The sequence below is a fragment of the Bradyrhizobium sp. LeoB3 genome, from assembly GCF_055456055.1.
The window spans coordinates 1-1549 of the sequence record NZ_JBVBEF010000280.1; the positions used below are offsets into that span (position 1 = coordinate 1).

The window sequence follows — 1549 nt, forward strand, 5'->3', positions numbered from 1 at the left end:
GGATGCTCCTGTCTTGGGTGAGGTTGTTGCAACCCCTCAATCTCAAGACAGGACGCCCCTTGGCGCTATCGGCTTGGACACCCTGTTTGCCGCAGCGGCCTACCGCGCGAGCGGTTTAGTCCAATGGCCCTTTTGAGACATGTCGTCGGAGCGTGAAGACGTCCGCTTACCGGGGAAGACCGGAACTGACTGCCGCGGTTAGAATGAAGCGAATGCCTCAAGCGTCGTTTTTGCTCATCGAACTTCGCGGGCCTGCTTGGTTGCAATCGATTCCAGTCGGAGCGACTAGCGTCAGCACGTCGATACAGAACTGCCAAACATTTTTCCGAAGGTTTATGGTAGGTTGAAGCGGGGCAGTGACCGCCGGGGCGCGACCCTACGGGCGTCCCTAATTGGAGGAAGAGACCATGCACATCAACTGGGAAGCACGCTCTTACTTCGACCCCAATTCCCCAGACTCCTTTGCAACGCACGGCATCCCACTTCCTACCTATGGGAACTACGGTGGTCCGAATTATTCAGCTGGCGAGGTGGGTGGAAAGATTACGGGGACCTCGGCCGACCCACCCCCAGTAGACCAGCTCGATGCGCTGTTTTTTCGGCACGATTTCGTGTACCAAACTTCTACAGAACCATCAGCACGAGCAGCAGCCGACGTTCAGCTTGTGGAGGGCATGCACGCACTAACGTACACAGATCCCGGCGACGCTCATTACGACCCCGAGGCCGGCTTATACGAGGGGTTCGCCACTCTGGGCATCGCCGCTAAGCTTGCGGCCGGCGGCGTGCTGCAACATCTTCCCCTTTCCGATCAACTTTCAATAGCCGAGGCCACTCGAGAGGCTGTGGTAAATCTTGAGGCGGGGCTCGCCGAAGTGCCGGCCGTAGCCAAGAGCTTGCACGGCGCATTCCATATGTTCGAGCATCAATACTTGGACTTGCTGCACATCTAAATTGACAGGCAGCTCGCACCAAACTGCGGGGCCGGGATTGTTCTCGGCCTCCAGGAGCGGCGTAACGTTGGGCCCCCAAATGAAGAAATCAGATGGGCACCCTGCTGCATGAGTCAGGCTCTGGCCCCAATGCGAAGAACGGCGCGGCTCTGAATCGTCAGCGTTCGCGGTACACCGGAAGTGTACTGGCCGGCTTCAAACCTGCGCTTATGACCCGTTGCGGAAGTGGTCGGCTTTAGGGGCGCGCTCTCTAAACCTTCGTATCATTCACTGCCCGCTTTGGATGGCCGGCGCATTAACCACGTTCAATTGAGCGGCTGACCGCGATCATCCTAGGTTGCACGCGTAGGAAAAGGCACAGGGGTCATAGTGATATTCGTACTGGCGATGTGCATTGCCGCGGCGTGCGTGGTCCTGGCGTTGTTGCTCTAGCGAAAAACAGCCCCGACTAACGCGCGGGGGCCGCCGGGGCCGGTTACTTTCGCTTTCCGAGCGCCTTGAAAATATTGACGAAGCCGGGCGCCTGTTTGCGAAGCTGCTAGAAAAACGATTTGACCGTCAGCCCTGCTGCGCGGGCATCTTGTATGAATGTATGC

The 1549-nt window shown here is 57.9% G+C and carries 1 protein-coding gene; it reads left to right on the plus strand.

Translation table 11 applies throughout. From position 1 onward, the window contains the following. Positions 1 to 407 precede the first annotated feature (407 nt). Entirely contained in the window at positions 408 to 953 is a 546-nt protein-coding gene (locus tag ACZXDY_RS45840) for a hypothetical protein (RefSeq protein ID WP_464350003.1), read from the plus strand. Positions 954 to 1549 lie beyond the last annotated feature (596 nt).

What these genes read in the sequence shown, in the direction of transcription:
- ACZXDY_RS45840 (WP_464350003.1), top strand. Translation starts at nt 408, where the DNA reads ATGCACATCAACTGGGAAGCACGCTCTTACTTCGACCCCAATTCCCCA.